We start from the raw sequence: 7,614 nt of genomic DNA, 5'->3' as shown, positions 1-7,614 counted from the left end.
TTGTGGAAATCGTAGATGGAATGGTGTCAGATCGAGATCGAGTTCTAGCATTACAAGCTGCCGAACTCGATCTGTTTGCTTTTATCGAAAAGGATAGCAAGGTTCGACAAGGTTCGAGATTGAATCGATGATTGAATTGCAGCCAGTTCTTACATTCAATCCTTACATTCTTGATCCTTACAGCCAATCGTTGAAGCGGCGGATATACCATTTCTTAACGGACTGCGTCAAAATGCAGTAACCGAGCAGAATAGCAGCCAGCCAAGGGAAATACGACAATGGCAGCGGCACTAGGCCAATCCCTTCTCCGAACTCGGAGAACGGAATCATAATGCCTGCCAGCATAATGAGCCCCGTCAGCAGCATGACAGGAAGGCTCGCCCGACTCTGGATAAACGGCACCTTCTCCGTACGGATCATATGCACGATCAAGGTCTGCGACAGCAGCCCCTCAATGAACCAACCCGAATGGAACAAAGCTTGATCTGCAGGAGAATTCGCAGCGAAGACGAACATCATCAACCCATAAGTGAGGAAATCGAAGATTGAACTTGTTGGCCCGATGAACAACATGAAGCGGCCAATCGACTTCGCGTCCCACGTACGCGGCTTCTTCAAGAACTCTTTATCCATGTTGTCCCACGGAATCGACAGCTGCGACACATCATAGAATAGGTTCTGCACAAGCAGATGCAGCGGCAGCATCGGCAGGAATGGCAGGAACAAGCTCGCGCCGAGCACACTGAACACGTTGCCGAAGTTCGAGCTGGCCGTCATCTTGATGTATTTGATCATGTTGCCGAACGTGCGGCGACCTTCGATGATCCCTTTCTCCAGCACCATAAGCGACTTTTCGAGCAGAATAATATCTGCCGATTCCTTCGCAATATCCACCGCAGTATCAACCGATATGCCAATATCCGCTTCCTTCAAAGAGATTGCATCGTTAATGCCGTCCCCCATAAATCCGACCGTATGCCCCTTCGCCTGCAGGGCACGAACGATCCGCGCCTTCTGCATCGGATTCAGCTTCGCGAAGACCGTCGTCTTATCGGCCAGCTCGGCAAGCGCCGTATCGCTCAACTCATCAATTTCCTTGCCTAGCACAATACGACCTGTGTCGATGCCAACATCGCGGCACACCTTGCGCGTCACCGCATCGTTATCTCCAGTCAGCACCTTCACAGCTACCCCATGCTCAAGCAGCGCTGCAATTGCAGGGGCCGCACTATCCTTCGGCGGATCCAGGAAGCCGATATAGCCAACGAATACAAGCCCTTGCTCATCAGCAGCACTATAGGATTCACGGGAGCTTCCATCGTGCAGCACCTTAATCGCTACGCCAATGACGCGAAGCCCATCTTCGTTCATTTCATTCGCTTTGCGCAGCAACTGCTGCTTCATGTCCTGTTCCAAGCCAACGACCTGTTTGCCATCAAGCATGGAATCACTGATTGAGAGCATCTCCTCCATTGCGCCTTTGCAGATCAGAACATGTTCCCCTTGCTTTCTAGACAAGACCACAGACATCCGTCTGCGATTGAAGTCAAATGGAATCTCGTCGACCTTCGTATAATCCAGATCCAGACCCGCAAGGCCACGCTCTTCTGCCCGCTCTACGACCGCATGGTCGAGCAGATTGCGGAGCCCTGTCTGATAACGGCTGTTCAAGTACGCGTACCGAAGCACTTGTTCACTTTCTTCCCCATGGATGTTCAAATGCTTCTCCAGTATAATTTTGTCCTGCGTCAAGGTTCCTGTCTTATCCGTACACAGCACATTCATCGCGCCTAAGTTCTGAATCGCATTGAGCCGCTTCACGACTACCTTCTGGCGCGACATCGCCATCGCACCCTTCGCCAGATTCGACGTCACAATGACGGGCAGCATTTCCGGCGTTAACCCTACTGCGACTGACAATCCGAAGAACAGCGCATCCCACCAGTCGCCCTTCGAGAATCCGTTGATGAAAAAGATAATCGGCACCATCACCAGCATGAAGCGAATAAGTATGAAGCTGACACTGTTGATGCCGCGCTCGAAGCTCGTCATGGGCCGTGCTCCGACCAAGCTGTGCGCCATCGCGCCGAAGTACGTTTGCGAGCCTGTCGCAATGACAACGGCCGTCGCAGAGCCGCTGACAACCGTCGTCCCCATGTATGCCATATTATCTAGCTCCAACGCCTGCTTAGCTGTCTTAATCGCCTTAATGCGGCGCTGTTCAGGCAAGACCCCAATATCCCGCTTCTCTACCGGCATCGCTTCTCCAGTCAGCGCCGACTCCATAACAAGCAAGTCCTTGGCAGACAGAAGGCGGATATCTGCAGGAATGAGATCGCCTGCCGCGAGCCTTATCATATCTCCAGGAACGAGCTGCTCCATATCAATCTCACGGCTCTGCCCGCCGCGAATAACTGCAGCTGTCGTCTTCACCATCGCCTTCAGCTTCTCCGCTGTGCGCAAAGAGCGGAATTCCTGCGTGAACGTAATGATAATGCTGATCGTAACCATTGTCGAAATAATAATAACGGCCTCTGTATCATCCGTAAGCGCCGAGAATACGTCCAGACCGAGCAGAACAAGAATGAACGGATTCTTGAAGCATCGCAGCAGCTGAATGTACCAAGCAGGCGGCTTCTCATACGCAACCTGATTAGGGCCGTACTCCTCCAAGCGGCGCATTGCCTCCATCTCGTCCAAGCCGTACGGCTTCGTCTTCAACTCTTCCAGCACATCATCAACATGAGACTCCGATGCCTCGATGAGACGCTGTTCCAGCTTCGCATTTTCCTTATCTGCATCTCTGCGCGACACATATTTAGGCCATTTACGCTTAACTTGATTAACTTTCATTTCCATAGTGAATTCCTCCTTCTCATGCACCAAAGTACGCAAAAAGACCTCCCTGCCTACAGGGAGGTCTGCATGACCCGAACCTTCATTTCCTTGCTGTCTGCATGCGCATACTTCTTCCGCACAAGAGGGGAATCCCTCATCTTTTTACGGATGTCACTCGCTTGTGGATATGCTCCATACCAGCAGACTTCGAATATCCAAGTTCTGAGTACTCCATGTACAAACGCACATACGAGTACCCCTGCTGCCGATATGACATGATCTTCGATCACCAATCGAAGCTGTCATTCTCCACAAATATACAGCCGTTACGGTCGGGTTGAACGAATTTCATCGCGGAGTAACGGAAGTGCAGTACTTCTGAACGGCACTTCCATTTCCTCACATGACGAAATAAGCCATCCCATGTATCGGTGTCGGCAAGTGAATAACGCATAGGAAAGCAAGGAGAATCCAGGTTCTCCCGTTCCAAGGTTTCACAAAGCTATGCAATTGTGTCTTCGGACTCGGGCTTCCGTCCATGCGTAATCACCGCCTTTTCCTGTCTAATTGATTCATCATACGAAAAAAAACCCTTCGGCTCGCCGAAGGGTTACGCATGCGCAAATAAAGAACTGGGATATTGCCTATCCCGTTCCAGCCCTCCTCGTCGAGCTTCAGCACTATACAACGTAAAGGGATTCATTCCCTTAGCCACCTTAAGAAGAGCCTTAATCCGACAATTCCTGTTCTACCCATGGGCATCTCTCGATATTTCTGGGCAGTGGCCTCTGTTCGTATAGGAGCCTCACCTAACAAAGCTTAGATTGTTTTTCCTCATACAATGTATTACGGCACTTCTCGTTTGTCAACCGCAAGACTCCAAAATTTTTTTTACACTCATGCTGTAGGATTCCGTCATTTTCAGTTGTTTTTCCATTACGCTGTGTGCTATACCGCATCCGAATCCATAGATCGGCGAAAGGAGGAGGCCCATGATACATTTCCATCAAATCAATAAGCATTACGGCAGCTTTCATGTGCTTAAGGACATTAATTTATCGATCAAGCAAGGGGAAGTCGTTGTCGTCATCGGCCCAAGCGGTTCGGGGAAAAGCACTTTGGTTCGCTGCATTAACCGGCTCGAAACGATTACCGACGGCGAGCTCATTGTCGACGGGATACGCGTAAACGACAAGTCTACTGACATTAATCGACTGCGGCGCAATATCGGCATGGTCTTCCAACACTTCAACCTGTATCCGCATAAAACGGTGCTGCAAAATATTACACTCGCCCCGATAAGAGTAGCAGGCATGTCCAAACAAGAAGCAGAGGAAGCAGCAAGACTGTATTTGGACAAAGTTGGCATTGCTGATAAGGCGAGTGCCTACCCCTCTCAGTTGTCTGGTGGTCAGCAGCAGCGTGTTGCAATTGCGCGAGGACTCGCGATGAAGCCCAAAATTATGTTGTTCGATGAGCCTACATCGGCACTCGATCCCGAGACTATCGGAGAAGTGCTCGATGTCATGAGGGCGCTTGCGAAGGAAGGCATGACGATGGTCGTCGTTACCCATGAGATGGGCTTCGCCAAGGAAGTAGCAGACCGCATCGTGTTCATGGATCAGGGAAGGATTGTTGAAGAAGCAGAGCCTGTTTCCTTTTTTACAAAACCGCGCGAAGAGCGTGCCCAGCTATTCCTCAGTCGGATACTGAATCACTAACTGATAAACGATGAAAAGGAGTGTATATCCCATGAAACGTTGGATGAAATTGATGAGTATGACAATCGTAGCTGCCTTTATTGTAAGCGCTTTATCTGCTTGCGGCAATCAAGCCTCTGAAGGAGAAAACGCCCTTGCAAAAATCAAAAATAGGGGCAAAATTATTGCTGGCGTGAAGTATGACCTGAACCTATTTGGACTGAAAGACCCTGCCACCGGAAAGGTGCAAGGCTTGGACATTGATATTGCGAAACAAATTGCCAAAAAAGTGCTGGGCAATGAGGATGCGATCGAGTTCATGGAGGTGACATCGAAGACACGGATTCCGATGCTCAAAAATGGCGACATAGACTTCATTATCGCAACCATGACGATAACCGACGAGCGCAAAAAAGAGATTGATTTCTCGGATGTATATTTTACAGCCGGCCAATCCCTGCTTGTCCCTGCTGACAGCCCCATTAACTCGATTAAGGATTTGACCAATGATTCCAAGGTGCTCACAGCTAAAGGCTCTACATCCGCCAAAAACATTCGCGAATCTGCACCTGACGCGCAAATTCTGGAGTTCGAAAATTATGGAGAAGCCTTTACAGCCTTGAAAGCAAAACAAGGCAATGCGTTGACGACTGACAACGCGCTGCTGTATGGGATGGCTCAACAGGACAGCAACTTCCGCGTCTTGGACGAGACATTTACAGAAGAGCCTTACGGCATCGGTATTCGCAAGGGAGAAGCAGAACTCGTCAAAGCCGTGAACGACACCTTGAAAGAGATGAAGGAGAACGGTGAATACGACAAAATGTACGAGAAATGGATCGGCAAAAAGCCAAACTAAAAGACCGTCATGTCCGTACGGATTCCGGTGAGGGGATAAGCGTTGGCCGCTCATCCCCTCTTTCGGGTTCATCCAGCCTACCAACGAGGGAGGAACATTGATGTTTATCAACTTTTCGATTCTTAGCGAGCATCTGGATCGCTACTTGATCGGGCTAGGAGGCACGCTGGCTGCCAGCCTGATTTCACTCGTGGCAAGCTTTATTCTAGGTGCAATCATCGCCGTATTTCGCATCACGCCCGTTAAGCCGCTTCAATGGCTTGGTACGATCTATGTTGAATTTATTCGCAACATCCCGCTGATGCTCATTGCCTTTTTTACACTGGTCGGGCTACCGCTCGTAATTGGCACCGTTCTTGTCCCATTTGTGGCGGGTCTTACGGCCTTGACCGTGTACACTTCTGCCTTCATTGCGGAAGTGATCCGTGCTGGAATTCAAGCAATCCCTAAAGGACAGATGGAGGCTGCTCGCTCTTCTGGACTCACCTATACACAAGCGATGTGGCATATCATCCTGCCGCAGGCCGTCAAGTTGGTTATTCCGCCGCTCGGCAACCAATTTTTGAACTTGGTCAAAAACTCATCCATCTTCACTGTGCTGTCCGCTACAGACATCATGTATCAAGCTGACTTAATCAATTCCGATACATTCGACACGTTTAGCACCTATATTTTTGCCGCGATGTTTTATTTGGTGCTGACGATTCCGCTCAGCTTCGGTATTCGTTATTTGGAACTTAAATATCAAGGTGTGAAGGGAGTCGAAGCATAATGGATTTCATTGGAGCGTTGTCCCCCGTTAATATGCAGTTTTTGCTGCAAGGCGCCCTCATCACCTTACAAGTCGCCATAGTGTCCATCATCATTAGCTTTATAATCAGCGTCATTGTCGGAACCGTTCGGTATGCCCAAGTCCCCATTCTAGGCAAGCTATTTGCCATCTTGGTGGAGATCATTCGTAACCTGCCTCTATTGTTGATCATCTTCTTTACGTATTTCGCCCTGCCGCAGATCGGGATTAAGCTGGATAAGTTCACAGCGGCCATAGTCGCGCTTGTTATTTTTGAATCGGCCATGATTTCTGAAATCGTACGGGTGGATTGAACTCAGTTGAAAAAGGACTCCTCGAAGCAGGACGCTCATCCGGGCTAACTATGACTCAGACGCTAAGGCATATTGTTCTTCCCATCGCGCTTCGGCGAATGGTTCCGCCCATCGTCAGCCAATTTATTTCGCTATTGAAGGATACCTCACTCGCCGTCGTCATTGCCCTGCCGGAATTGATGAACCATGTGCAGATCATTAATGGACAAAATATCAATTACGTCATTCCAACATTCTTGTTTGCCGCCCTGCTCTATTGCATAGTCAATTACTTGTTATCCATCGCCTCACGCAGGCTGGAGCACAAACATTCCTGAATATGGATAATTCCACAAGACAACATACCCTCTTTTCCGGTACGATAAGAAGAGGCGCCTAAGGCTGGTGCAGTATCGGAGCTTGCGGAAAGGAGTGTTCATATTCGATTGCGTGACCAGAGGCTGCCTATTTGGAGCATCATTTTATTGTCTACAGGACTGCTCGGTGAGATGAAGATCACCCCGTTTGGCGGTGATTTTCGCTTTTCACTCGGCATCATGGCCTACTTTTTTGGGCTGCTGTGGTTCTCGGTTCCCGTGCTTGCCACGGGCATCTCAGTAGGGGCATTCGTTGTAGTATTCCGGATCGCGCTTGGATTGCTGCTCTATGATATCCCCATTCCTCTTGGATTTGCACAGCACATGCCTGTGTTTTTTTACTACGTCACCTTCGCCGCCATCATCTCCCTGCTCAAGTTGAAAGCGAATGTGGAATATCATGTGAAGGTCGCGATATACGGCGCACTTGCCGATATGGCATCCAATGGCGTGGAGCTGCTCGTTCGCATTGCCTCGGGCACTCCGTCCAACATGAGCTATCAGGAATACCTGCTCATCATTCTCGTTGGCCTGCTGCGCAGCTTCTTCGCCGTAGGTCTGTGCAATATGCTGGCTATTCGACAGGTTCGGGCACAGGCAGAACAGCGACGTCTGGAATTGGAACGTCTCATGATGATCAATTCCGATCTGTTCGAAGAAGCGTTCTATTTACGCAAGTCCATGTCCCATATTGAAGAAATTACGCGCGAAAGCTATCGGCTGTATCAATCGCTCAAGCAGCGGCTCTATGCAGATG

General features: G+C 49.5%; 5 protein-coding genes, 2 pseudogenes and 1 riboswitch. Of the genes and pseudogenes, 5 read left to right on the top strand and 2 right to left on the bottom strand.

Annotated features, from left to right (window positions below; all coding sequences use genetic code 11):
• Positions 1–177: 177 nt before the first annotated feature.
• Together mgtA and AZ66_RS24345 are read right to left on the bottom strand one after the other, a co-directional pair.
• The gene (gene mgtA, locus AZ66_RS24350) at positions 178–2,859 is read right to left on the bottom strand and encodes a magnesium-translocating P-type ATPase (protein ID WP_044357233.1); all 2,682 of its coding nucleotides are present in this window, start codon (positions 2,857–2,859) and stop codon (positions 178–180) included.
• Positions 2,860–2,909: 50 nt separating this feature from the next.
• Positions 2,910–3,131 (bottom strand): hypothetical protein, encoded by a 222-nt coding sequence (locus AZ66_RS24345; protein WP_044357231.1) that lies wholly within the window; start codon positions 3,129–3,131, stop codon positions 2,910–2,912.
• A 359-nt stretch (positions 3,132–3,490) separates the two neighbouring features.
• Positions 3,491–3,662, bottom strand: a riboswitch (M-box (ykoK) riboswitch).
• Positions 3,663–3,830: 168 nt separating this feature from the next.
• Between AZ66_RS24345 and AZ66_RS24340 the strand changes: the two genes are divergently transcribed.
• The 5 genes and pseudogenes from AZ66_RS24340 to AZ66_RS24320 all read left to right on the top strand — a co-directional run.
• A complete protein-coding gene (locus AZ66_RS24340) occupies positions 3,831–4,559 on the top strand; it encodes an amino acid ABC transporter ATP-binding protein (RefSeq protein ID WP_044357230.1) in 729 nt (242 codons plus the stop codon).
• Between the two features lie 31 nt (positions 4,560–4,590).
• Complete coding sequence (locus AZ66_RS24335; RefSeq protein ID WP_044357229.1) at positions 4,591–5,397, top strand: glutamate ABC transporter substrate-binding protein; 807 nt, start codon at positions 4,591–4,593, stop codon at positions 5,395–5,397.
• A 100-nt stretch (positions 5,398–5,497) separates the two neighbouring features.
• Positions 5,498–6,169 carry an amino acid ABC transporter permease gene (locus tag AZ66_RS24330; protein ID WP_044357228.1) on the top strand — a complete coding sequence of 224 codons (672 nt, stop codon included), beginning with the start codon at positions 5,498–5,500 and terminating at the stop codon, positions 6,167–6,169.
• Positions 6,169–6,818: pseudogene (locus tag AZ66_RS24325) on the top strand (amino acid ABC transporter permease). The gene AZ66_RS24330 and the pseudogene AZ66_RS24325 overlap by 1 nt, the downstream one beginning before the upstream one ends.
• A gap of 108 nt (positions 6,819–6,926) precedes the next feature.
• Positions 6,927–7,614: pseudogene (locus tag AZ66_RS24320) on the top strand (sensor histidine kinase); the annotation flags it as partial.

The organism is Paenibacillus sp. E194, from assembly GCF_000935845.1.
GTDB lineage: Bacteria > Bacillota > Bacilli > Paenibacillales > Paenibacillaceae > Paenibacillus_B > Paenibacillus_B alvei_B.
Note: the sequence above shows the minus strand (reverse complement) of the source record. Positions and strands in the feature narration are given on the sequence as shown.